This is a genomic window from Pelotomaculum schinkii, assembly GCF_004369205.1.
Taxonomy (GTDB): domain Bacteria; phylum Bacillota; class Desulfotomaculia; order Desulfotomaculales; family Pelotomaculaceae; genus Pelotomaculum_C; species Pelotomaculum_C schinkii.
Map to the genome: position 1 here is coordinate 38293 of NZ_QFGA01000003.1, position 23676 is coordinate 61968.

General features: G+C 48.3%; 21 protein-coding genes and 1 riboswitch. Of the genes, 19 read left to right on the plus strand and 2 right to left on the minus strand.

The genetic code is table 11. The annotated features are described in order from the left end of the window. Nucleotides 1-2 precede the first annotated feature (2 nt). The 15 genes from Psch_RS16260 (at nucleotide 3) to Psch_RS16330 (ending at nucleotide 17128) form a co-directional block, all read left to right on the plus strand. The gene (locus tag Psch_RS16260; protein ID WP_190258917.1) at nucleotides 3-1361 is read left to right on the plus strand and encodes a DUF512 domain-containing protein; all 1359 of its coding nucleotides are present in this window, start codon (nucleotides 3-5) and stop codon (nucleotides 1359-1361) included. Nucleotides 1362-1450: 89 nt separating this feature from the next. Further along, complete coding sequence (locus Psch_RS16265) at nucleotides 1451-1882, plus strand: ACT domain-containing protein (RefSeq protein ID WP_134218806.1); 432 nt, start codon at nucleotides 1451-1453, stop codon at nucleotides 1880-1882. 75 nt (nucleotides 1883-1957) lie between these two features. Then, the gene (locus Psch_RS16270) at nucleotides 1958-2536 is read left to right on the plus strand and encodes a 5-formyltetrahydrofolate cyclo-ligase (RefSeq protein WP_190258918.1); all 579 of its coding nucleotides are present in this window, start codon (nucleotides 1958-1960) and stop codon (nucleotides 2534-2536) included. Nucleotides 2537-3195: 659 nt separating this feature from the next. After that, complete coding sequence (locus Psch_RS16275) at nucleotides 3196-4113, plus strand: formate/nitrite transporter family protein (protein WP_190258919.1); 918 nt, start codon at nucleotides 3196-3198, stop codon at nucleotides 4111-4113. A gap of 183 nt (nucleotides 4114-4296) precedes the next feature. Next, nucleotides 4297-4761, plus strand: coding sequence for a hypothetical protein (locus Psch_RS16280; RefSeq protein WP_190258920.1), 465 nt, complete (start codon nucleotides 4297-4299; stop codon nucleotides 4759-4761). Between the two features lie 26 nt (nucleotides 4762-4787). After that, nucleotides 4788-5276 carry an NADH-quinone oxidoreductase subunit NuoE gene (gene nuoE / locus Psch_RS16285; RefSeq protein ID WP_190258921.1) on the plus strand — a complete coding sequence of 163 codons (489 nt, stop codon included), beginning with the start codon at nucleotides 4788-4790 and terminating at the stop codon, nucleotides 5274-5276. Between the two features lie 14 nt (nucleotides 5277-5290). Beyond that, entirely contained in the window at nucleotides 5291-7144 is a 1854-nt protein-coding gene (nuoF, locus tag Psch_RS16290; protein ID WP_190258922.1) for an NADH-quinone oxidoreductase subunit NuoF, read from the plus strand. 14 nt (nucleotides 7145-7158) lie between these two features. Next, nucleotides 7159-8088: an NADH-quinone oxidoreductase subunit G gene (locus tag Psch_RS16295; protein WP_190258923.1), complete on the plus strand. Its 930-nt coding sequence runs from the start codon at nucleotides 7159-7161 to the stop codon at nucleotides 8086-8088. Nucleotides 8089-8106: 18 nt separating this feature from the next. Further along, a riboswitch (molybdenum cofactor riboswitch) is annotated at nucleotides 8107-8226 on the plus strand. A gap of 11 nt (nucleotides 8227-8237) precedes the next feature. Then, nucleotides 8238-10931 (plus strand): formate dehydrogenase subunit alpha, encoded by a 2694-nt coding sequence (gene fdhF / locus Psch_RS16300; RefSeq protein WP_190259332.1) that lies wholly within the window; start codon nucleotides 8238-8240, stop codon nucleotides 10929-10931. Nucleotides 10932-11140: 209 nt separating this feature from the next. Next, nucleotides 11141-11356, plus strand: coding sequence for a KTSC domain-containing protein (locus Psch_RS16305; protein WP_134218813.1), 216 nt, complete (start codon nucleotides 11141-11143; stop codon nucleotides 11354-11356). A 195-nt stretch (nucleotides 11357-11551) separates the two neighbouring features. Further along, nucleotides 11552-13762 (plus strand): DUF1156 domain-containing protein, encoded by a 2211-nt coding sequence (locus Psch_RS16310; protein ID WP_134218814.1) that lies wholly within the window; start codon nucleotides 11552-11554, stop codon nucleotides 13760-13762. Beyond that, nucleotides 13746-14771: a hypothetical protein gene (locus tag Psch_RS16315; RefSeq protein WP_190258924.1), complete on the plus strand. Its 1026-nt coding sequence runs from the start codon at nucleotides 13746-13748 to the stop codon at nucleotides 14769-14771. The genes Psch_RS16310 and Psch_RS16315 overlap by 17 nt, the downstream gene beginning before the upstream one ends. Before the next feature lie 336 nt (nucleotides 14772-15107). Then, a complete protein-coding gene (gene larB / locus Psch_RS16320) occupies nucleotides 15108-15947 on the plus strand; it encodes a nickel pincer cofactor biosynthesis protein LarB (RefSeq protein WP_190258925.1) in 840 nt (279 codons plus the stop codon). Beyond that, a complete protein-coding gene (larC, locus tag Psch_RS16325) occupies nucleotides 15944-16741 on the plus strand; it encodes a nickel pincer cofactor biosynthesis protein LarC (protein WP_134218817.1) in 798 nt (265 codons plus the stop codon). Before larB ends, larC begins: the two co-directional genes overlap by 4 nt. Before the next feature lie 183 nt (nucleotides 16742-16924). Further along, on the plus strand, nucleotides 16925-17128 hold the full coding sequence (locus Psch_RS16330; protein WP_134218818.1) for a TOBE domain-containing protein: 204 nt from the start codon (nucleotides 16925-16927) through the stop codon (nucleotides 17126-17128). Nucleotides 17129-17329: 201 nt separating this feature from the next. Here Psch_RS16330 and Psch_RS16335 read toward each other — a convergent pair whose 3' ends face one another. Both Psch_RS16335 and Psch_RS16340 read right to left on the minus strand, forming a co-directional pair. Continuing rightward, nucleotides 17330-18898: a DVU_1551 family NTP transferase gene (locus Psch_RS16335; RefSeq protein ID WP_190258926.1), complete on the minus strand. Its 1569-nt coding sequence runs from the start codon at nucleotides 18896-18898 to the stop codon at nucleotides 17330-17332. A 278-nt stretch (nucleotides 18899-19176) separates the two neighbouring features. After that, entirely contained in the window at nucleotides 19177-20139 is a 963-nt protein-coding gene (locus tag Psch_RS16340; RefSeq protein ID WP_134218820.1) for a helix-turn-helix transcriptional regulator, read from the minus strand. A gap of 497 nt (nucleotides 20140-20636) precedes the next feature. Between Psch_RS16340 and modA (Psch_RS16345) the strand changes: the two genes are divergently transcribed. From modA (Psch_RS16345) to modA (Psch_RS16360), 4 genes are read left to right on the plus strand one after another with little or no spacing between them, the layout of a single operon-like run. Then, entirely contained in the window at nucleotides 20637-21410 is a 774-nt protein-coding gene (gene modA, locus Psch_RS16345) for a molybdate ABC transporter substrate-binding protein (RefSeq protein WP_134218821.1), read from the plus strand. A 9-nt stretch (nucleotides 21411-21419) separates the two neighbouring features. Next, nucleotides 21420-22091: a molybdate ABC transporter permease subunit gene (gene modB, locus Psch_RS16350; RefSeq protein ID WP_134218828.1), complete on the plus strand. Its 672-nt coding sequence runs from the start codon at nucleotides 21420-21422 to the stop codon at nucleotides 22089-22091. An 18-nt stretch (nucleotides 22092-22109) separates the two neighbouring features. Then, a complete protein-coding gene (locus Psch_RS16355) occupies nucleotides 22110-22781 on the plus strand; it encodes an ATP-binding cassette domain-containing protein (protein ID WP_134218822.1) in 672 nt (223 codons plus the stop codon). Between the two features lie 44 nt (nucleotides 22782-22825). Further along, nucleotides 22826-23641: a molybdate ABC transporter substrate-binding protein gene (modA, locus tag Psch_RS16360; RefSeq protein WP_243124222.1), complete on the plus strand. Its 816-nt coding sequence runs from the start codon at nucleotides 22826-22828 to the stop codon at nucleotides 23639-23641. The last annotated feature ends 35 nt before the right edge of the window (nucleotides 23642-23676 follow it).

Below are 23676 nucleotides of genomic sequence, written 5' to 3' on the forward strand. Positions count from 1 at the left end.
TTGTGGGTGAAATAAATTCGGCAGAAAACTCCATCAGGGACTGCGTTGTTGATGGAAATATTTTACCTCTTACCTCAACGTGCAACACGCGCTGTGTTTTTTGCTCGCACCGCTTTAATCCGCCTGAGGTCAGGGTGTACCGTATTCCGCCCAGAACCCTTGCCTCCATAAAAAATGCGCTGCCTTTTATTGACCCGGCGCGGCCGATTGTTATCGGGGAGTCGGTTACCCGGATTATTGAAGGTGAACCTTTTACACACCCGGAGATAGCCGGAATCCTTCGTTTGCTTCGCTCGGCTTTCCCCCGCACGCCCGTCCGCCTTACCACCAACGGCATTCTCCTCGATGAGGACATGGCGCATCTATTGCGGCGCCTGGGGAATATTACGCTCAACCTTTCTCTGAATTGTATGGGAGAGCGCAACAGGAATTTCTTATTAGGGGACAATCAGGCCGGAGCCGCGGTCAACAGCGTGAAATTGCTTAAGAAATACGGCATTCCATTTCACGGCAGTGTTGTTGCAATGCCTCACTTGACTGGTTGGGATGATCTGGAGAACACCATCAGATATCTCTCCTGGCATGAAGCAGAGACACTGCGGGTCTTCGAGCCCGGATTTTCCAGGTTCGCGCCGCCGGAACTGCAATTTAGCCGGACGCTCAGGGCTGAACTGGAAAGTTTTATCTCCCGCCTGCGTAGGATAATAAATATACCCATTATCTCCGAGCCGCCTTTTATTGGCAGCCTGGAGGCGGAAGTAGCGGGGGTGATCGCCGGTTCACCTGCTGCCGGGGCCGGCTTAAAGCCGGGGGATGTGATCACGGAGGTTAACGGTTCCGGTGTCAACTCCAGGGTCCAGGCCTTTGGGAGGATCCTCAAGGCTGCGAACCCTGAAGTGGCTGTAAAGAGGGGAAGTGAGCCGCCCATGGCTTTTTGCATCCGCAAAGGCCGTGGTGAAAGGTCAGGGCTGGTCATGCACTATGACCTCGACCCGGGGTTGATCGATGATATGGCCAGGGTGGCCCGGCGGCGCAGGGCCCGGACCGTTCTGCTGCTAACCTCACCACTGGCCGCTCCGGTATTGCGGCAGGGTCTGGAGCGATTCTGGGAAGAAGGGGCCGATGTCGAAACGCTCGAGGTGGAAAACCATTTCTTTGGAGGCTCGATCCGGGCGGCAGGGTTGCTTACGGTTGGCGATATGGGTGATTGTTTAGGAAAATACCTGGCCGCAAGTACCACCGGCAAGCCTGATTTAGTCCTGCTCCCCGGTTTGGCCTTCGACCGGACCGGCAGTGACCTGACCGCAACGCCTTACACCAGGCTTGAAGAGGAGTTCGGGATTCCAATGGAGGCAATATGAGGTGTTTTTTTGTGTCAGTGACACTACCCGGCAGGGAACTGAAACCCTTCTGTTGAATACTAAAATACTATTAAAAGGGGGTAGAGGGTATGAAAGTCAGGCAAATATCCATCTTTCTGGAAAATAAATTCGGTCGCCTGGCCCAAGTAACCAGGGTGTTGGGGGAAAATGGCATTAATATTAGGGCTCTGTCAATTGCTGATACTACCGATTTCGGCATCCTCAGGTTAATCGTGAACGAACCGGAAAAGGCATACGGAGTACTTAAGGACGCGGGGTTCACTGTCAGCGCCACCGATGTGATCGCCGTAGAAGTAGCTGATACGCCCGGCGGCTTGGCCGTAGCGCTTGAGGCTCTGGAGAAGACGGGAATAAATATCGAGTACCTGTATGCCTTTGTACAAAAGGCCTCCAGCGCCGCCCTGGTAGTTTTCCGGGTAGAACAGGTTGACGAGGCCATTAAAGTACTCCAGCAAAGCGGTACCCGTATCCTAAGCGAAGACGAGGTTTATCAACTGTAATGTTTCCCCAATTATCGGCGCCGGTCCAAAAGAGGTTATGTTAAATAGAATAATTAATGTCGAGGAGCAGTGCGGGTGTTAAAAAGCATAATTAGAGGAGACTTGCTGAAACGCAGGCGTGCTTTGACCCCCGGCGAGGTTGCCAAAAGAAGCAAAATGGTCATCGAGCGGCTGCTGGAGATGGAAGAGTACCGGAAAGCGTCAACTATAATGACCTATCTGCATTTTCGTAACGAGGTCGAAACTGACGGGTTGATCCGTCAGGCTATGGCGGACGGCAAGAGAGTCGTTGTCCCGGCAACTGACGCATCCCACCGGCGTATAATACCGTCACTCTTGGTGAAATATCCGGAAGACCTTGCGCCCGGGCCGTTGCAGATCATGGAACCTAAGGCGAGCTCCCTGCGGCTTTGCAACCCGGCATTAATCGATCTTGTAATAGTCCCCGGCGTGGCGTTCGACCTGGAAGGAAACCGGTTGGGTTATGGCGGCGGATTTTATGACCGTTTTTTGCTTTTGATCAAACCTGAAGCCGTATCCGTTGGCCTTTCATTTGAGCTTCAGGTGCTAACCCGGCTGGAACGCAGTCCTCATGATGTACCCGTGAACTATTTGCTGACAGAAGACCGGGTGATTGAAATCAGGCGCTCTTAAGGTTGAACTAACTAGAATAATATTGTCTTAATTAATGAATAATCTAAACCATAATGAACAAAAAACAATATTGGGGATGAAGGTTCATCGTCAATGCTGTAGAGTTGTATTGTTGACATAACACCAAGACTGTGGATTTGACATTTATACATTAATATGCTACCATAGTTTAAAATTATTTAAATATTTTAAAAAAGAAGCAGCTGAATCGAACAACGATAGGCTGGCAATTTTTTGCGTGTGCAATTAATTGCCGGCTTTTCTATTTATACCCTTTAACTTTAAATAGTTTAATATAGGTTCACCCCCTTGTTAAGGAATCGTGATGGAAGTGTTTTTGTGTTTTTCCGCTTACAATTCAAGGCATTCATGGGGTATAAATCCAACCATGGGTCTTTCAGCTAAAGGAGCTTGTTTTTAGTTGATGGCTAAGAAAGGTGGTGGTTAAGGTTTTCATATGGATTACCGGGAGGAGGTGAAGCGCGCAGGGAAAGTTTAAGGGTTTCTTTCCAGTATGTTTGAGTGTCCTTATCTCTACAAGTTTAATGTTGTTTCAAGGGGAGTTGGTAGAGTACACCGGCGCAAGTCTATGTCGATCTTGTCAATGGTGGAGAGTAGCTCGTTTTTTTAACCTAATATTATTATAAGGGGGTTCATCTATGGCTAATCCTCCAGCAGTTACAGTCTGCCTGGCGGGTAACGTCGGCAGATACAAATCATCTTTACCGGTTGGACAGCTCTTGTTGCGCGGCATCATGGCCGGCGCTTATATCGCGGTCGGGGCCGCGTTGTGTACGGTTGCCGGAACCGGAGTCGCTCCTTTACTGGGCGCAGGATTCGCAAAATTCATCGGGGGCGCAGTCTTCCCGGTAGGCCTGATTGCCATCGTGCTCACCGGTATGGAGCTCTTTACCGGCGACGCGATGTTAGGGCCTTTGTCTGTATTGCAGGGCAAGATCGGCTGGGGCAAGGTTTTAAATAACTGGCTCTGGGTTTATATCGGCAACTTAATCGGCTCACTGGCTTACGCTTATATCATGGTTTGGGGTCCCTTTACCCAGGGCGCATTGGGCGCCGCCGAGCCCAATGCTTTCGGGCTCAACGCGGTAGCAATCGCAGTGGGTAAAACTCTGGCCTACAAGTCGGTCGGCAGTATCGGCCTGTGGTCATGTTTCCTGGCGGCTATTGGTTGTAACTTCCTGGTTAACGTAGCCATCATGCTGGGTATTACCGCCAAGGAGTTCATCGGCAAATTCTTCGGCATCTGGTTCCCGATCATGGCCTTCGTTGCCACCGGCTTTGAGCACTGTGTGGCCAACATGTATTTCCTGCCCACCGGTCTCTGGATCACGCAGTTGTTCCCCAGCCTCGTTGACAAATCAACGAAAGCGGCTGACGGAACGGTTACTTACTGGAGTCCCCTCCTGCACAAATTTGGTGGGCTGACCTGGGGTGATGTGTGGCTTTGGAACATCATTCCCGCCACCCTTGGAAACATCGTGGGCGGCATGATTTTCGTCGGTTTCGTGTATTATTTCGCCTTCCGTAACGAATTCCCGGAAGATCTTATGAAATAGGTATTATGGTTGCAGGCGCTTATATCCAGCGCCTGCAACTGAAGTTAGAAGGCTTAAATGTTTGACATAAGGGCGGTTTTAAACTGCATGGCGGCAATATCCTGCATTTTGAAACAGCTTTTCCCGGTTAAACAGCTTTTATTAATTGAATAACTTTTATTTACTCGGAAAGGAGTATTCTCAATGCGGATGTCCGTACCTGCCTGGATCAGCTTGGGTTTGGCTACGGTCCTGGTTTTATTTTCGTATGCGGTTAATCCCGATCCGGCCCTCCTCCGCACAGCGCTGCCGATGCTCGTTTTGTTGGCGGCTATTCCGTTAATTCTGAATCAAATGAACATGCGCCAGGCAGACCGGGTGGATATGCGGGATTTCAAACTATACCCGATCGGGGACTTAACAAAATTAGGCGCGGGAACTCCGGTTCGCCTGCAAGGCACCGTGGAGGCGACTGCGCTAAAATGGTTAAACCGCCCAAATTTCCAGCTTAACGACAAAAGTGGTAAAATTAAGGTCTTTATGTTTGCGGCGCCGCGTGAGAATATCAAGATAGGGGACCGGGTGGAAGCGGCAGGAAACCTGCGTTCCTTTGGAAGAAAAAAGGAAAAGATCGTTTGGGGTGTCAAGATTCAGAAATTAAACCGTTAAAAGCGAACCGAAAGGGGGAACAGCTATTGTCAGCCTGCGCCTGTGGTGAAAAAGTGGTATTAAGCCACGAGGAAGCGTTTCTGAAATTGTTGGACAAGTACCGTGATTATAAAGGGGGTCTCATTCCGGTACTGCAGGGGGCCCAAGACATATATGGATATCTACCGAAAGACGTGCTGCAGACAATCGCCAAGGAACTGAATATGCCGTTCAGTAAAGTGTACGGGGTGGTTACTTTTTATGCCCAGTTCCACCTCAAGCCGCGCGGCCGCAACATAATCCGCATTTGTCTCGGCACGGCCTGTCACGTACGGGGCGGCGCTAAAATACTTCAAGCCGTAGAGGAGCACCTGGGAATTAAACACGGGGAAACAACAGAAGACCTTCGTTTTACCTTGGAGACCGTGGCCTGTATCGGCGCCTGCGGCCTGTCGCCTTGTATGATGGTTAACGACAATACGCATGGTCGTCTGGATCCCAAGGCTGTTGGGGCAATCCTGGATACTTATGAATAAGGGGGTGGAAGAGTATGAATAATTTAAACGATTTGCGTGCGAAGTTTCAAGAAGAGTACAAACAGAAGCTCACCCGTCCCCGTATTGTTGTGGGTTTGGGGACGTGCGGCATCGCCTCCGGCGGTGGTAAGGTTATGGAGGCCATTAAAGAAGAGGTCGCAGCCCGTGGCCTTGATATAGATATTGACTTCACCAGCTGCATTGGGATGTGTTACCGTGAACCGATGGTTGAAATAGCCCTGCCGGGCGCTGCCAGTGTTGTGTACGGGGATATTTTCCCTGATAAAGTTGCTCAGCTGCTTGATAGCCACGTCATAAACAAGACGCCGGTGTATGAGTGGGCGGCCATCCAGATTCCCGGCGAGGCCACCCCTTACGAAGGCATTGACATTATGGAACAATCCCCTTATTACGAGAAGCAGGTCCGTTCAGTTACCTCCCGTCTTGGCCGGACAAACCCTGAAAACATTGGTGAATACATTGCCACCGGCGGTTACGAGGGCCTCGAAAAAGCTCTCGGCATGGAACGCCAGGCGGTTATTGATGAAGTTAAGAAATCCGGTTTAAGAGGCCGTGGCGGCGGCGGGTTCTCCACCGGCATGAAGTGGCAATTTGTATATAATGCCCAGGGGGATAAGAAATATGCCGTGTGTAACGCTGACGAGGGCGACCCGGGCGCGTTCATGGACCGCAGCGTGCTCGAGGGTGATCCGCACGCGATCCTGGAAGGAATGATGATCGCCGGTTACGCGATCGGCGCCGATGAGGGGTGCATCTACTGCCGGGCTGAATATCCGCTGGCCATCCGCCGGCTCAACCTGGCCATCGCCCAGGCTGAAGAGCTCGGCATATTGGGTGAAAACATCCTGGATTCCGGCTTCAACTTCCATATTAGAATCAAGGCCGGCGCCGGCGCCTTCGTCTGCGGCGAAGAGACCGCCCTTTTGAATTCCATCGAGGGCAAGCGCGGGATGCCGCGTGTCCGCCCGCCTTTCCCCGCCAATTCGGGTTTGTGGGAGAAGCCGACCTGTCTTAACAACGTGGAAACTTACGCCAACGTACCCTTCATCCTCAGGAAAGGCGCCGACTGGTATGCGGCTATGGGTACCGAGAAGAGCAAGGGCAGTAAAGTCTTTTGCCTGACCGGTAAAATAAATAAAACTGGTTTGTGCGAAGTCCCCATGGGCATTACCTTGAGAGAAGTTATCTTCAATGTTGCCGGCGGTATCCAGGGCGGCGGGAAGTTCAAGGCCGTGCAGAGCGGCGGGCCTTCAGGCGGCTGCCTCCCCGAATCAAAACTGGACCTTAAGATTGATTATGAATCGCTGACTGAGGCAGGTTCCATGATGGGTTCCGGCGGCTTGGTGGTCATGGACCAAACCACCTGTATGGTTGACGTGGCCAAGTTCTTCTTGAACTTTACCCAGAACGAGTCCTGCGGCAAATGTACTCCCTGCCGCGAGGGGACCAAAAGGATGCTCGAGATCTTGCAAAAAATCTGCGACGGTAAAGGTGAAATGGAGGACCTCGACACCCTGGATCGGCTGTCAAGGGTGATTAAAAATTCAGCATTATGCGGTCTTGGACAAACCTGTCCGAACCCGATTATAAGTACCCTGGAATACTTCCGTGATGAATATGTAGCGCACATCGTCGATAAACGTTGCCCGGCCGGAGTCTGCGCAGCCCTTCTGGTTTATACGATCGATGCGGAGAAGTGCACAGGCTGCGGCGCATGCTTGAGAGCCTGCCCGGCCGGGGCCATAACCGGCGAGAAGAAACAGCCTCACTCAATTGATCCGGCTGTATGTATCAAGTGCGGCGCCTGCATTAGCAAGTGTAAATTTAACGCCATATACAAAGCGTAGGGGGAGGGTGAAAATTGGCTAATGTAACCCTTACCATCAACGGCAAAGAAGTGACTGTCCCGGCTGGGACCAGGGTACTGGACGCAGCCAGGGAAGCTGGTTTCTTCATCCCCACCTTCTGCCATGATCCGGAAAATCCCGGTTATGGCGGCTGCCGCATATGTGTTGTTAATATTAAAGGAGCGCGGACGTTGATGGCTTCCTGTGTTACGGAAGCTACCAACGGCATGGTGGTTGAGACGGAGTCACCCGACGTGGTGGAAGCTCGCAAGACCATTATCGAACTCTTGTTGGCCAACCATCCGGCTGATTGCCTGACCTGTGACAAGAACGGGGACTGCCGGCTGCAGGACTACGCTTACCGCTATGGGATACGGGAATCAGGCTTTAAAGGTGAAAAGCATAGCTATCCCATTGATAATTCCAACCCGTATATCACCCGTGACCTGAACAAGTGCATCCTGTGCGGCAGGTGTGTCCGTACCTGTGCTCAAGTTCAGGAACGCCAGGTCATTGACTTTGCCTACCGGGGCTTCCAGACCAGGGTGGCGCCGGCTATGGATACCAACCTGGCCGAATCTGACTGTGTATCCTGCGCCCGCTGCGTGGCTGTGTGCCCTGTTGGCGCCCTGAACTACGCCAACCTGGCCGGTAAGGGCCGGACCTATGAAATTGCGAAAAAACAGGTCACCTGCTCCTTCTGTGATGCCGGCTGCCAGTTTGACCTCAATTACAAGGGTGACAAGGTTGTCGGCGTGTCAGCAAAGGCGCCGGGCCAGGGCCGCCCGCTCTGCCTGAAAGGACGGCTCGGCATGGAGCTGCGTTACAGCGACCAGCCTCTTACCCCAATGCTCAAGAAAGACGGAGAGTTTGTTGAAGTATCCTGGCCGGAAGCGCTGGAGCTGGAAGATGTGCTGTCCAAGCTCAAAGAGCTGGAGAAATAAAACCACTTATTGTTTAACTATATAAATGAACTCCGAGCCATACTGTCTAAACCACAGGGCATGATAGCTGGCCGATAGGGTTCAGTGGGAAACTGCTGCGCCTCCCGCAATTTGGAAAGGAGTGAAGTTTTTAAGGGAGGTTTTAAATGGTGGCAACCGTTACGCTTACCATAGACGGTGTCCAGGTCACGGCGCCGAAAGGTTCCACGGTCCTGGAAGCAGCGGAGAGTGTGGGTATCTTCATCCCCACCTTCTGCCATGACCCGGAACTCAGCAAACCTGGCGCCTGCCGCATTTGTGTGGTGGAAATACCGGGCGCCCGCAACCTGCCGGCCTCCTGTGTGACCGAGGCTACCGAGGGCATGGTTGTATACACTGCCTCAGAGGCGGTATTAGAAGCGCGCAAGACCAACCTGGAACTCCTGTTGGCCAACCACCCCGAGGACTGCCTTACCTGTAACAAGAACGGCGAATGCAAACTGCAGGAATACGCCTACTATTACGGAGTCAAGGCCGGCGCTTTTCCGGGTGAAAAACACAGCTACCCGATCGAAGAAGACAACCCGTTTATCGTACGGGATATGAACAAGTGCATCCTGTGCGGCAAGTGCGTCCGGATGTGCCAGGAAATCCAGGGCAACAACGTAATCGATTTTGCTTTCCGCGGTTTTAACTCCATTGTCACCCCTGCCATGGGCTCGCCCTATAGCGACACGGATATATCCAACTGTGTCTTTTGCGGCAACTGCGTATCAGTTTGCCCGGTCGGCGCCCTGAGCGAAAAAGGGATGCTCGGCAAAGCCCGCAAGTGGGAAATAGAAAAAGTAACCACTACCTGTCCTTACTGCGGTGTAGGCTGCTCTTTCGACCTTAATGTCAAGGACGGCAAAGTCATCGGGGTCACCTCGACCGAAGGCGATGTCAATGGACGCGCCCTGTGCGTCAAAGGCCGCTTTGGCTACGGGTTTATCAACCACCCGGACCGTCTGAAGAAGCCTCTGATTAAGAAGGACGGTAAGTTTGAGGAAGCTACCTGGGATGAAGCTATCGCTTTGGTGAAGGAGAAGTTTGGCGCGGTTAAGGACAGCTACGGTCCGGAAGCCATTGCCATCCTTTCCTCCGCCCGCTGCACCAACGAAGAAAACTATTTAATGAACAAACTGGCACGCGCAGCGCTCGGTACCAACAGTATCGACCACTGCGCCCGTCTCTGACACGCTCCTACTGTCGCCGGTCTGGCGGCAGCGTTTGGAAGCGGCGCTATGACCAACAGCATCCAGGAAATTGCCGATGCTGACTTTATCCTTACCACCGGGACCAATACCACCGAAGGACACCCCGTCATCGGCATACAGGTCAAAAAAGCCTTGCGTAAAGGGGCCACCCTGGCTGTGGTTGACCCCCGTAAGACTGAAATAGCCGGCTTGGCCAATTACCACCTCCGGATTAATTCCGGATCTGATATTGCCCTGTTAAACGGCCTGGCCAACGTGATTATTGCCGAGGGTCTCTGGAACAAGGAATTTGTAACAGAGCGCACCGAGGATTTTGAAGCGTTAAGAGAAACAGTTGCCAAGTATACGCCTGATTATGTTTCGGAAATAACCGGCGTGCCGGCGGAAACCATCAAGGAAGTGGCCAGGGGCTACGCCAAGGCCAAAAACGCCACTATCCTCTACACCATGGGCCTGACCCAGCATATCTGCGGTACGCACAACGTCTTTGCCGTGGCCAACCTGACCATGCTCTGCGGCCAGATCGGCAAGGAGTCCAGCGGGGTTAACCCGCTGCGCGGCCAGAACAACGTCCAGGGCGCCTGCGACATGGGCGCGCTGCCGGCCTTCTTCCCCGCCTACCAGCCGGTGGCTCTTGAGGCGAACCGGACCAAGTTCTCGTCCGCCTGGGGTGTTGACGAGCTCCCGTCCAAGCCGGGCTTAACTGTCGGTGAAATTATCGACGAAGCAGGTAAATCTGTAAAAGCTATCTACATCATGGGCGAGAACCCGGTCCTGTCGGATCCTGACGCCAACCATGCCGCGCACAACCTGGAGTCGCTTGATTTCCTGGTAGTGCAGGACATCTTCCTGACTGAGACGGCGCAGCTGGCCGATGTGGTCCTGCCCGCGGCAAGCTTTGCCGAGAAGGACGGCACCTTCAGCAATACCGAGCGGCGTGTCCAGCGCGTACGCAAGGCAGTCGAGCCGCCGGGAGAGGCCAAGCCCGACTGGGAAATTATCTGCATGGTTTCTAATGCGCTTGGATATCCCATGAATTACGGCTCAGCCAGTGAGATTATGGAAGAGATAGCCAAAGTCACCCCGTCCTACGGCGGCATCAACTACGCCAGGCTGGAACAGGGCAGCCTGCAGTGGCCCTGCCCGACACCCGAGCACCCCGGCACCAAGTTCCTCCACGCCGGCAAATTCGGTCGCGGGCTGGGCAAGTTCCACCCGGTGGAGTATATTCCGCCCAACGAAATGCCCGATGAGGAGTACCCGCTCATCCTCAGCACCGGACGCAGGAGATACCACTACCACACCGGTACCATGACCCAGCGGACCGGCGCCCTGGAGGTATTCTACCCGACGGAATACCTTGAGATTAACTGCATTGACGCTGCCAAGCTGGGGATCGCGGAAGGCGACAAGGTCAAGGTTACCTCCCGCCGCGGTGAAGTGGAACTGGCTGCCAAAATTACTGAAATTGTAATGCCGGGTATGGTGTTTACCTCGTTCCAATACCCGGATGTGCCGATCAACAAGTTAACTAACGCGGCGCGCGACCCGATCTCCAAGATTCCCGAATACAAGGTCTGCGCGGTGAAGGTAGAGAAGGCAAGTTAAGTATTACTTGAAGAAACCGGCTCCCATATAATACGGGAGCCGGTTTCTTTTTAGATTTAGAGATCTCATAGTGTGTTTGGCGGTAAACAATGTTTGAAGTTAGCAATTGTTCTGCTAATAGTAACTGTTGAAGGAAATATTCTTTCTTTCAGAATGGTTAAATGTAATAATATGTCGATAAACAAACTTTTAACTTAGGAGGAGAAAAAATGATTAGAATTCCGGTTGAATCAAGTAATTTAGCATCAGTAGGATATGAGAGTGAAACATTAACTCTTGAAATCGAGTTTATTAAGAGTGGTATTTACCAGTATTTTGGTGTACCGGAAGAAGTTTATAATGAATTGATGAATGCAGGCTCCAAAGGTAGTTATTGTAATCAATATATTAAAAAGGCAGGTTATTCTTATATGAAAGTTAGTTGATTAAATAAGAGTTATTTTATAATATTTCCTTTTGGGTAAGATTTATCTAACATAATAATCTACTGGAATCAGTCCTAATTTTAGGAATCAGAAAGTTTCAATAAAGGGCATACAGCAACTGAAAAAACTTTTGCAGGAAAGCTGGTTTAGGTTAGCGAATAAGACAAGGACAAGTAAGGATTTCTGAGGGAAATAATGATTGAGAAAGATTTTGACATCCCATTTATTTCTGATTTAGCCCTTTATGAAAAACAAATCCAACAGAATTATCGCCCAATTATTGCAGTACATAAATGGTTTGCCAGACGCCCCGGCACCTTATTCCGGGGGCTTTTGTTGTCTGAGTTTGTTGAAGGTGCTTTAAAGGATAATTTTTATAAGGCACACACCTTAAAAGGTATTAAAATAGCTGATCCGTTTATGGGTGGGGGGACACCGCTAATTGAAGCCAATCGGCTTGGGTGCGATATTACCGGCTACGATATTAATCCAATGGCGTATTGGATCGTTCGCCAGGAGATTGAACATCTTGACCTTGAGTCATATCGTAAGGCGGCAGTTGATCTTCAACAACGACTGGAAAATGAAGTTGGCTCCTTTTATAGAACTATTTGCATGGAGTGCGGTTCTCCAAATGCTCATGTCAAGTATTTCATCTGGGTAAAAACACTAAAATGTGATGAGTGCGGGAGCATTTATGATTTGTTGCCTGGGTTTTTGCTTGCAGGGAATCAGCGCCATCCAAAAAATGTGATCATTTGTTCTGCTTGCGGGGAATTGAATGAGGTGGAGGATAGGAAACAACCTGGTTTTTGTCATGCTTGTGGTGTGGTATTAAAAATTAACGGGCCGGCCACTCGCAACCGTTGCGAGTGCCCTCATTGTGGGAAAATAAATATCTACCCTAAGCCTTTAGATGGCGCTCCTCAACATCGTATGATAGCAATAGAGTATCACTGTCCTTTATGTAAGCCCAACCATCAGGGCAGGTTCTTCAAAAAACCGGACCGGGAAGATCTAGAGAAATATGAGATAGCTTCTGAAACTTGGAGACGATTAAACCCTAGCTTTGTTCCTGACGATGAGATCCCGCCTGGTGATGAAACCGACCGCCTTCTAAGATGGGGTTACCGGAGATACCGTGAGATGTTTAATGAGCGGCAGTTGTTAGGTTTGGAATTAAGCTGCCAGGCTATTTCTGGACATTCTGAGGAAAAGATTCGAAATGCATTAGCAACAAATCTTTCTGATCTGCTTCGCTACCAGAACATGCTCTGCCGTTACGATTCTATGGCACTGAAATCACTTGATATATTTTCAATACATGGCTTTCCAGTTGGACTGATGCAGTGTGAGTCCAATCTGCTCGGTATCCCGAACGGTGAAAAAGGATCAAACATTGGAAGCGGTGGTTGGTCTAATATTATTCTTAAGTATGATCATGCTAAAGCCTACTGTGCTAATCCCTTTGAAATTCGGCATCAAGGCGGGAGAAAAGTTCAAGTAGCGATCAGAGGAGAATGGATTGGAGAACACCGTAACACTTCCATGTCACCGGAAGATAGAAATGTTGCGCTTCATTGCTGCAGTTCAACCTTCATTGATTTACCCCCCGAGTCTCTTGATGCTGTAATAACCGATCCACCTTATTTTGCCAATGTACAATATGCTGAATTGATGGACTTTTGTTATGTATGGCTGCGCCGGTTAGCTATAGATACTAGTGGAGTATTTAATAAATCTTCCACAAGGGACATAGAAGAATTAACCGGCAATATTACGATGGAACGGGGACTTTCACATTTCACCGAAGGAATGGCAGCCATTTTTGCAAAAGTGGCGTGTTCGTTAAAAGAGGGGGCACCTTTAGTCTTTACCTACCATCACAATAAAATTGAAGCATATTTACCTGTTGCAGTTGCAATCCTTGATGCTGGACTGACTTGTTCTGCCTCAATCCCCTGTCCGGCAGAGATGGGTGCTTCTATTCACATTAACGGGACAGGTTCATCAATAATTGATACGGTTTTTGTCTGCCGCTCAACTGGTACAGTCCCACGGCGTACCATAGTATCCAAGTCCCAAGAAATAGCTGAATTGGTTAGGGAAGATTTGGAGCTTATTCTAAAAGGTAACGTCAAGTTAACGCATGGTGATATACGCTGCATAGCTTACGGTCATCTTATCCGTTTAGCTGTTTGGAACTTACGCAAGAATTGGGATATAGATGTGTCAGCATCAGAGAAGATGAAGGTGGTGGCACAGGCTATAAATAAACTCGGGGGTTGGCCTTCTATTGAAAGATTTTTGTCAGATGTCTTGGCAAACGCTCCCTGTTATCAAAGTTTAATAGCTCATGAAAAACAAGAATCTTATGGAGGAGAAGAAGATGAAATATCCTTTTGAAGTGCCGTTCACCTTTATTGAAGCCAATCCAGATGTATACATTTCCGCTGTCTTCTCCTGCCTTGAATCAGAGTTCCTGGTACTGCCTAAAGGCAATGGGTTTATCGACTATACTGTATTTGAGACAGGTTATGAAGTATTAAAGCGGGTAACAAACGGGTTCCAAAATATCGAGCCGGTCCCTATAACAAGGGCTGCTTTTCAAAATCCGATGATTATTATCGTATTAAGGGCAATGCTTGGATTTACTCCCCCGGAATGGGCTTATGTAACTACACAACGTACAGGTATCGAAATAAATCAGGGTTTCGTTCGAACTTTAGACAGAAATATTCGCATGGCGCCTTTGACACCCTTAGGTAGCGGTCTCATTAAAAAAGAACGAGTGGAAGCTTTAATAGAAACTGCTTGCCAGTTACTTAACTCGCCGGTTCCGGAAGTTGAATCGGATAAAATTCATAGATTAGATAAGGCAGATACAAGCGCTGGCCCATCTGCTATAAGAACGATGTCAAGTATGGGGGTACCTTATGCCATGCTTTTATATGAACGATTCTTGGGGCGACCTTTTGCCGGACACAGGGACTCAGTTTCCGAATTGATTGGCGATAGTCTTGAATCGGCCATTGAAGAGGTATTAACCAAGGCCGGTGTTAGTTACAGGAAAACAAAGAGGGCGGAACGGATTGCAGGATTTGACCAGGCCCCGGATTTTATAATACCGAGTGAATTTAATCCTCAGGTAGTTATCGAGGCTAAGATTACTGAAGATGACGGTACGGCGCGTGATAAAGTTACTCGTGTGCAACATCTTGCCTCTATTAGTTTAGCAGGAAATCCAAGAACCCCTAAGTTTGAAGTTATTGCTTGTATCGGTGGGCGTGGGTTCGGTGTCCGTCGTGAGGATATGAAAAAGTTATTGATTGCTACAAGAGGTAAGGTTTTTACACTAAAAACACTGGACGCCCTTGTGGAATTTACAAGGTTGAGCGAATTTAAAACAAAATAACCTGACCAGTTTTATTTTTTTGTTAATGGAAGGGAATTAACAATTATTGTTGAAATTGAATATCATCCCAGCCGCCAGGCTTAAGCAAAGCCTGGTCTTCTTATGTGTATGGAGAGTGGGGATATGTTACATTGAATACATTACCTGGCAAGGATGATATTGATTTATTCCTAATAAAAGTATCAGTTGTATTACACCAGCAACAGTTTATGCTTTAGCTATATTATAAGGTGTGGGTGTGTAAAATAAATCAGCGGGGATTATGGACAGCCTTTTCACAAGCTGGTTATGGTTTGGTGTAACTTCCAGATTAAAAATGGTAAGGGAAATTTGTAAATGGGAAAAGACGAGCTTCGCCAATTGCTGGATGATGTAAAGAATAATAAGGTTGAAGTGGGAGAGGCTTTAAACATTCTTAAAGACCTACCTTATGAAGACCTGGGATTTGCCATGTTAGACCACCATCGTGCTCTGCGCAAGGGCTTTCCTGAAGTTGTTTTCTGCCAGGGCAAGACCGTGGACCAGGTCGCGCGGATTTTTGATGCCCTCTGTGGGGGGCGCCGGAGCATCCTGGGTACCCGCGCCACCAAAGAAGCTTTTGAAGCGGTGCAGGGAGTTTATCCTGACGCCGTCTATCATGAACTGTCGCGTACCATCGTCGTACACCGCGGCGAGCCCCCGGTAAAGAAAGGCAACATCCTGCTCATGAGCGCCGGAACAGCTGATATTCCAGTGGCCGAAGAGGCTGCCGTTACCGCTGAAATAATGGGCAACCACGTGGAGCGCGCTTATGATGTCGGCGTTGCCGGTATTCACAGGCTCCTCGATAAACTGGACTTGATCCGCTGGGCAGATGTAATCATAGTTGTCGCGGGTATGGAGGGCGCCCTGGCCAGCGTGGTGGGTGGGCTGGCTGACCAGCCCATTATTGCAGTGCCAACCAGTGTTGGGTATGGAGCCAGCTTTAACGGGCTTGCCGCGCTTTTATGTATGCTTAACAGTTGCGCCACTGGTGTGTCCGTGGTAAATATTGATAACGGTTTTGGCGCAGCCGCTATGGCCAATGCCATTACCCGGATGATTGAACAAAAAGTTGGCGCGGCCCTCATGGAGGTTGAGGAAAGTAATTCCCCATCCGGTACCGGGCTGCGTGACATAAAGAGGGCGAACGTATGAAGATAGCCTATTTTGACTGTTTCTCAGGGATTAGCGGGGATATGTGCCTGGGCGCCTTAATCAGCGCCGGGGTTGATTTTGATATTTTAAAAGAGGAGTTAACCAAGCTTTCTGTGCAGGGATATGTCCTGCGTTGTGAAAAGGTCAGGCGCAGTGGTATAACAGCGGCTAATATCTTTGTGGATATGCTGGATGAGCCACAGCCGGAAAGGCGTCTTGCAGACATCAAGCAGGTTATCGACAATAGCGAACTGCCTGAAAGGGTAAAGGGAAAAAGTAAAGCCGTCTTTGACCGCCTGGCTATAGCGGAGGCGACTGTGCACGATACCGCGCCGGAGCAAGTCCAATTCCATGAAGTAGGCGCCGTAGACGCTATTGTGGATGTTGTAGGTACGGTGCTTGGTCTTAGCTTGCTTGGGGTGCAGCGGGTATATGCTTCACCACTGCCCATGGGCAAAGGTTTTATCAGATGCATGCACGGGATAATCCCCTCACCAGCCCCTGCAACCCTTGAAATTTTGCATGACGTCCCTATATATGGGGCAGGTATTGAAGGCGAACTGGTCACTCCAACCGGGGCCGCCCTCATTTCCACCCTGGCGGAAGCTTTTATTGATATGCCGGCGCTTGTAGTGAAAAAGGTGGGCTATGGGTCCGGCAAAAAAGTGATGGAGCGCCCAAATATATTGAGGTTGATTGTTGGTGATAAACATGACCAGCAGCATCATCACCCTCATGAACACAAGCATGGTGAGAGCAGCCACCCGCACCAGCACGGGCATTTACACACGTAGCCCCGTGCCCAAGACAGTCAAAAAATATATGTCAAGGGACCTATTATCAGGTTATTCCGGTTTCTTGGACGCGCTGTCCATTAAAGAACAGCGCGTCCAAATTTCCTTTTTATGCATAAATATTCCCACATTGTAAATAATAGCTGCGAATAATATGGAAACAATTTATCAGGAGGGAACACCATGGAACTCAGTGCTCGTAACAATCTAAAGGGCCGCATCAAGGACATTAAAACAAATGAAATTAATGCCGAAGTGCTCCTTGATATAGGCGGACAGGAAATGTGTTCAACAATTACAGCTGGTTCAGTGAAAAGGATGAACTTAAAGGTTGGTGACGAAGTAAGCGCGCTAGTCAAAGCAAGTTCTGTAGTAATTGGTAAATAGATTCCTTCTTAAACATCCCAAAAGCCCTTCATTTGACCTATATTAAATGAAGGGCTTTTGTATACCGCGTTCATCCTGTAATAAAGGGGAATCGACTCATTCTGCAAGCGCTGATGGTATGTTTGGCGCCGCTTCAGTTTAACACTGGAATACCGGGAGGCGGCGGCGCGCACAAGGGGTTATTAAATATTGATGCTTTGGTCATAGCGGCAATTTTAGGCTTGTAGTGGACTTCATATTTAATTCCTGTGTCAAATGGTCAATTTCATGTTTCACTGAGCGAAATTTGTGTAAAAGCTCCTGTGCGAGTGGCGTTAGTCTGGTTCCTTCGCCTACCTGTGTGTGGATCAGCAGGATTCTCCAGCTGTCTTCCACCGTCTTAATTTTACCCAGGGCCGAGCGATAGGATATCCCCAATTCCCTTGCAGTCTGGACCATCGAGCCGGAGAAGTCAATGTGCGTCAATATAGTATAAAGGACTTCATCGAAAACTACCCCATTTTTTTCCAGACAAAGCTTACTGCCGGTTTTGGAACCAGAGTTTGCTTTGTTGGATAAATCCTGTAAACGGGTATACTTGTGTTCAGCTGGACGGCTTGCCGCCTTTGTGTTGTCTGGTAACGCAGTATTGGGTTTAATTGAGTCTATCAGCTTAATAGTATCTATTGGGCGGCCTATTTTTGTTTCAACTTTCTTTTTGATCAACTCAGCTTGCTTCAGTTTGCGAAGTATGGCACGGCGGGTCTTCCTGTCGCGGCCGTGCTTTTTGAGTAGTGTAGTAAAATATTCGCTGATGGAAATAATTTGCTGGTTCATCACCATTTTGTCCGCTAGAAAAATCACGTCTGATTCTGAAAGCGGTTTGCTTTTAGAAACCTCTTTGCTCAAATTGACAGCAGAAATCTCAGCGACCTGGGGATAACTCATGTCTGCAAGAAGCAGCGAATTAGCCAGGGCGCGCTCCTTATGACAGTGGACAACATCATGCAGCAAGGCTCCGGCAAGAACTGTATCAACATCCAGAAATGCGCCTGCTTTATTCAAATGATTAGTCAATGCCAGAGCAAGACCTGCTACTAGATAGCAATGTGCCTGAAAATACGGATTGACTCTAATTGTTTGTAAAATTTGACAACATGAATCAAAGGTGATAGCTGCTCGATTGTTCAGGTGGTTCAAAAGGAAACGGCGATCTTCCTGTGTGTTCATGTCCAGCCGAACGGCTACGTCCGTAACCTCCACATCTACAGCATCATGTTCCAAATTTTTTAATAGTCCCTTTAAACCATCAGGGTAAGAAGTATTCACGATCGTATTTATGTACTTAGCTGAAATAAGTTTCGGGTGTCCCCGCAGGCTATTTATAGCTGGATATATAATGCCCGGTTTACCTGCTGAGTGGTAACGGGCAAGTATTTTATTCACTGTGGAAGCACGGACGAGGGGGTTATCCGCAGGCAGGATAAAGAAAGCCCGTACCTCCGCTTCCAGAGTCTTAACTCCTTCCTGCACCGAGGAGTACATACCCTCATTGAAATGGTTATTAATAATTATCCTGACGTCGTAGTTTTTTAACGCGTCTATAACTTCAAGCGCCCGGTAGCCTACCACTACCCTTACATCGGAGATCCCGGCCTGAAAAAAACACCGTACGGCATGTTCGACAGCAGTAAAATCTCCGAGTTTTAATAAAGGTTTGAATTCCCTCATCTGAAAAGAATAACCTGCAGCGAGTATTATGGCTGCAATTCCGTCAGCATCACAAATCACGGCTATTTCGCCACCTTATATTTAAAACAATGGACAGTTCTAATGGAAAAGACACATAACATAACATAACGCTAAATGACGTGATATAAATATAATAAGATATAATTTGGTTGCTGTCAATCTACTCGGTAAGCTGTGCGATGAATATAAGTTATAGGTGATTTTTTTATGCGTGAAATAGCCAGGACATTGTGTATTTTGTCAAATCGACCAGACTTTACAGTCAATAAAAAAGACCGGTCAACCGGCCTTTAAGTAACTATTTTACTTGATTTGAATTATACTTCAGCTACAATTTTGCCTGTTTCGGTCACATCATAATCCCCCAGTCCCAGGAGTTCTTTTTTGAACTCATGGGACTGTATTATTTCAAGTACAGCTTGGAACTGGGGCTTGTCCGCATCTTCTTTCTTCATCACCAGTTCATAGCGTTCTTTTTGCAAGGGCACAAAATCGATCCCGCGAGCTTGCAGGGACACCTTTTCGATGCCCAGGCCCACATCGGCTTCCCCCCGTGCGACAGCGCTCGCCACGGTAAGGTGGGATAACTCTTCTGTTTCATAGCCGTTAATTTGGCTGCTGTCCAATCCCAGGAGCCGGAACTGCTCGTTTAATAGGACCCGGGTGCCGCTGCCCTTTTCCCGGTTTATGAAACGTATTCCTGGACGGGTTAAATCTTGCCAGCTCTTGATCCCTTTGGGATTGCCCTTGGCCACATAAAATCCCTGCATCCGGCAGGCTAAATGTACTATTAACGTTGGAATACCGGGAAGCAGGCGGCGGACGTAGGGGATATTGTACAGATCCCTTTCCCCGGCCCAAAGATGGACTGCGGTCATGTGGACCTTTCCCTGGTAAAGAGCCAAAAGGCCGTTAAAGCTTCCCACATGGTGTCTGAGAGCGCCGACTCCATTTGGATGCCGCTCCAGGTGGCGGGCCAAAATGTCAAGAAGGACGTCCTGGCCGCAGATTACGATTCTTTGCAGATTAGAGGACGGTTCCTCAATATCCGGCGCTGTTGCAGGAAGTGAACGGGCAGCGGCGGAGTATGGCGCCGCCGTTGACTCCAGCTTTTTCCCCAGGTTTTTATAGGCTTCAACATCTTTCTGATCAACCCGAATCTTACGGCCAACACGGTAAGCCGCCAATTCTCCCCGTTTTATCAATTCATATACTGTATTCTTGGCAATTTTTAGTGTGCTTGCTACTTCTTCGGGAGTTAAAGAAGAATCTTCTTTCACAGGTATTCCTCCACCAGCTATTCTGCTATTTATTATATCTTATTTTTATTAATTTGATAATTATTTTTTGTAGTGTCAAATTTGTTTTTACGGGGTGGTAAACAGTTATTTAGCAAGAAATTTCCTTAATGTTAATAAACTGAGCTTATAAACGAGATTTCCTAATACTGGCTTTAAGATAAAGAGTGTTCTTTGTAAGGGGCTGAATTATTAAAAATTAATGATACGTAATTTAGCTAGCCATATTGACAAGCACTACGGATTATTTTATTATTTGGTAGTAGCATTATGTTTAGTATTGTATGGTGTCATACGGTATTGTAATGATTACAGAGGGGAGTGTATTAACTAGCTAAAAAATGATTGATAAAAAAGTGAGCCGCATTTCATGTTGTGTCATGTTATGATGTTTTTAACATAATACATGCATCCCTGTTTGGAGTAGGTAATTATAATCTTTAGTATAACAAAATTTACATATTAGGAGAGAAGAAGCCATGAAAAAAATATTAATTTTTTTAGCGCTCATGTTATTTGTTGTAGCAGCTGTTACGGGGTGCGGCGGAGAAAAAGAACAACCGAAAACTGAATTAAACGTTTCGGCGGCTGCCAGCCTGACGGATGCTGCGGGAGAATTAAAGACAATCTATGAAAAACAACATTCAGATGTGACTATTACTTATAATCTAGCCGCCTCCGGCACCTTGCAAAAGCAGATTGAGGAGGGCGCCCCGGCAGATTTATTTATATCCGCAGGCAAGTCCCAAATGGATGCCCTGGCCCAAAAAGGCCTGATTGTGGATGCTTCCCGTAAAGACCTGCTGGGGAACGAACTGGTACTGATAGCCGGGAAAGACAGCAAGCTTACAGAGTTTAACGGAATGACCGACGCGAGCGTTGAAAAGATCAGTATCGGTACACCTGAAACGGTACCTGCCGGCAAGTATGCAAAAGATACTTTAACTGCTCTTAAGCTCTGGGAGCAGCTTGAACCCAAAATGGTTCTTGCAAAGGATGTGCGCCAGGTCCTTACCTATGTGGAAACCGGCAATGTGGATGCAGGGCTGGTTTACCGCACCGATGCAGCAACCAGCAACAACGTTAAAATTGTAGCCGCTGCTCCTGCCGGCTCCAGTGCGCCTGTAGTTTATCCCATGGCGGTAATCAAAAGCACCAAGCACCAGAAAGAGGCCGAGGCATTTGCAGCATTTCTGACGAGTGACGACGCAGTTAAGGTTTTCGAAAAATATGGATTCAAAGTCCTCAAGTAGTAATTTATGATGTTCTTGCAGCAAATCGACTGGCACCCGGTAATTCTTTCTATTCGGGTGGCAATAATCGCAACGATTGTCGTTACATGTCTTGGATTGCCTCTAACCCGGTTGCTGGCTCGCAGAGAGTTTTATGGCAAGGATGTACTAGAGGCGGCGATAACGCTGCCCCTGGTGCTGCCGCCATCAGTCGTTGGCTACGGCTTGTTGCTGCTAATCGGCAAAAACGGCCTGTTGGGCAAAGCTCTGGCTGATGTGGGCATTACTTTCGTATTTACCTGGTGGGCGGCCGTCCTTGCTTCCACCGCGGTGGCTTTCCCGCTGATGTACCAGAGCGCCAAAGCAGCTTTTATGAGCGTGGACGTTAACTTTGAGAAAGTGGCCAGGACCCTGGGTGCAAGTGAACTGAGAATATTTTTTACGATTACGCTCCCACTGGCCTGGCCGGGTATTCTTGCGGGCCTGGTGCTGACCTTTGCCCGCGCCCTGGGTGAATTCGGCGCCACTTTGATGGTTGCCGGCAACATACCGGGCCAGACCCAGACTATTCCAACAGCCATATATTTTGCAGTGGAATCGGGAAATAATGTCATGGCCAGAACTCTGGTCGGAATCATTACTATATTCAGCTTTCTTGTTATATTCTGGGTAAATCGCTGGGCTAAAAAGCAGAATTATTAAGGTATTAAAGGTGATTATATGTTAGAAGCCAGCCTGACCAAAAAATTGTGGCATTTTACCCTGGATGTGCAATTGAAAGTTGACAACCAAATTCTTATTCTTCTGGGACCTTCCGGTTCGGGAAAGACCACCATTTTACACCTGTTGGCAGGTCTTTCGAAACCAAATGAGGGGCTCATCAAAATAAATGATCGGGTCTTATATTCCTCGGAAGAAAAGCTTAATATCTCTCCGCAATCCAGGAACGTTGGCTACCTGTTCCAGGACTACGCCCTCTTCCCCCATATGACTGTCAGACACAATGTTTTTTATGGCCTGAAAAGCAAAAATTGCAAGCAGGACAGAGCAGCTATGGACCCGGTGGAACTTTTAAATTCCTTTGGCGTCGGGCATCTTATCGACCGGTATCCCAGCCAGCTTTCCGGTGGGGAGAAGCAGCGGGTTGCTCTGGCCAGGGCTCTGGTCGTCCGTCCCCAACTACTGTTGCTTGACGAGCCGTTCAGCGCCCTGGATAAGAATACCAGGATAAGTCTCAGGCATGAAGTGAAAAAACTGCACAGCCATTGGCAGATACCGTTTATTTTGGTTACGCATGACGAAGAAGACGCACAATTCTTAGGGGATATAACTGTATCCCTAGAAAAAGGGAAGTCCATGGACAGTTCGCTGAATGCGGTATCGTGTAATTAACGCGAAAGAATTATTTTTGTTACACTAAGGAGATGGATGGTTTGGTGAAAAGGTTAGTGCAGGTTCTTGCAACAATGTTTCTATCCTTGCTTATGGCTGCGCTGGTTACCGGGTGCGGCAAGCCTTCCGGCCCGTCTGCAGGAGGAGAAGGGAGTACTTCGCAGGCGCAGGGGAAAGCGTCGTTATTTGCCTATGTTGGAGCCAACCTTAAAGATCCTGTAAGTGAGCTGGCGCAAACTTATGAGCAAAAAACAGGTGTCAAGGTAGAATTAACTTTTAATAATTCAGGGGCGTTGTTGAACCAGCTGGAAACAATGAAAAAAGGTGATGTTTATATGCCCGGGGGCATGCCTTTTGTAGAAGCCGCCCAGAAAAAAGGCTACATTGAAGAGATTGCTGGGCCGATTGCCTATCACACCCCGGTAATTGTTACACCTAAAGGAAATCCGGCGAAAATCAGCAAAGTCCAGGATCTGGGCCGTTCAGGCTTAAAGCTTGTTATACCGGATAAAGAGGCTACCGCCATAGGTAAAACTGTTTTTAAGACCTTTGACAAGCTGGGAATTACTGAAAGCGTCGAGAAAAATTCACCTACCTATGTGGAGAGCCCCGCCAAGGTAGTGGCTGCGATTTTAATGGGCCAGGGGGACGCAGGTATTGTTGAATATAGCAACACGTATAAAAATCTGGAAAAGCTTGATGTGGTAGAAATCGATTCTGCCGTAAATATTGTTGATCAAATTCCTTGCGCCACGCTTAATTACAGCAATCAGAAAGATCAGGCCAGGGATTTTCTTGAGTTCATGAAAAAAGAAGGTCCCGCAGTTTTTGAAAAATATGGCTTTAAGACAAAAATTTAATACTGTTTTGAAAGTATATTCAAAAAAACCTGACT

What these genes read in the sequence shown, in the direction of transcription:
- Psch_RS16265 (WP_134218806.1), top strand. Translation starts at nt 1,451, where the DNA reads ATGAAAGTCAGGCAAATATCCATCTTTCTGGAAAATAAATTCGGTCGC.
- Psch_RS16275 (WP_190258919.1), top strand. Translation starts at nt 3,196, where the DNA reads ATGGCTAATCCTCCAGCAGTTACAGTCTGCCTGGCGGGTAACGTCGGC.
- Psch_RS16280 (WP_190258920.1), top strand. Translation starts at nt 4,297, where the DNA reads ATGCGGATGTCCGTACCTGCCTGGATCAGCTTGGGTTTGGCTACGGTC.
- nuoF (WP_190258922.1), top strand. Translation starts at nt 5,291, where the DNA reads ATGAATAATTTAAACGATTTGCGTGCGAAGTTTCAAGAAGAGTACAAA.
- Psch_RS16305 (WP_134218813.1), top strand. Translation starts at nt 11,141, where the DNA reads ATGATTAGAATTCCGGTTGAATCAAGTAATTTAGCATCAGTAGGATAT.
- Psch_RS16310 (WP_134218814.1), top strand. Translation starts at nt 11,552, where the DNA reads ATGATTGAGAAAGATTTTGACATCCCATTTATTTCTGATTTAGCCCTT.
- Psch_RS16315 (WP_190258924.1), top strand. Translation starts at nt 13,746, where the DNA reads ATGAAATATCCTTTTGAAGTGCCGTTCACCTTTATTGAAGCCAATCCA.
- larB (WP_190258925.1), top strand. Translation starts at nt 15,108, where the DNA reads ATGGGAAAAGACGAGCTTCGCCAATTGCTGGATGATGTAAAGAATAAT.
- larC (WP_134218817.1), top strand. Translation starts at nt 15,944, where the DNA reads ATGAAGATAGCCTATTTTGACTGTTTCTCAGGGATTAGCGGGGATATG.
- Psch_RS16330 (WP_134218818.1), top strand. Translation starts at nt 16,925, where the DNA reads ATGGAACTCAGTGCTCGTAACAATCTAAAGGGCCGCATCAAGGACATT.
- modA (WP_134218821.1), top strand. Translation starts at nt 20,637, where the DNA reads ATGAAAAAAATATTAATTTTTTTAGCGCTCATGTTATTTGTTGTAGCA.
- modB (WP_134218828.1), top strand. Translation starts at nt 21,420, where the DNA reads ATGTTCTTGCAGCAAATCGACTGGCACCCGGTAATTCTTTCTATTCGG.
- Psch_RS16355 (WP_134218822.1), top strand. Translation starts at nt 22,110, where the DNA reads ATGTTAGAAGCCAGCCTGACCAAAAAATTGTGGCATTTTACCCTGGAT.